Below are 393 nucleotides of genomic sequence, written 5' to 3'. Positions count from 1 at the left end.
GTGGTGGTTGTAGTCGTGTTTCCAGTCGCTGATGACCACCCGGGCCTGGGCTAGTGACCAGAAGCTGTTGATGTTCAGGCACTCGTCGCGGATGCGGGAGTTGAAGGATTCGATGTAGCCGTTTCGCCACGGCTCGCCGGGTGGGATGAAGTGCAGCCCGACCTGACCGGCGGCCCAGTCAGCCATTGCGCCGCAGGCCAATTCGGGGCCGTTGTCACACCGCAGCACCGTCGGGTAGCAGCCTCGTTCGACCGCCAGGCGGTCGAGCTCGGCGATCAGGTGTTCGCCGGTGATACTGCGCTCGACCATCCCACCCAGGCACTCGCGGGTGTGTTCGTCGACGATGGAGACGATTTTGATCGGCCGCCCGTCGGTGGTGACGTCGAACTGGAA

At 63.9% G+C, this 393-nt stretch carries 1 protein-coding gene; it reads right to left on the bottom strand.

Features of this window, described 5'->3' with window-relative positions; translation table 11 throughout:
• On the bottom strand, nucleotides 1-393 hold a 393-nt coding region (locus tag BST14_RS28395), incomplete at both ends, for an integrase core domain-containing protein (protein ID WP_142279704.1).

It is taken from the genome of Mycobacterium arosiense ATCC BAA-1401 = DSM 45069, assembly GCF_002086125.1.
Lineage (GTDB): Bacteria > Actinomycetota > Actinomycetes > Mycobacteriales > Mycobacteriaceae > Mycobacterium > Mycobacterium arosiense.
The sequence above is the reverse complement of the archived record's forward strand: the minus strand, read 5'-3'. Positions and strand labels throughout refer to the sequence as shown.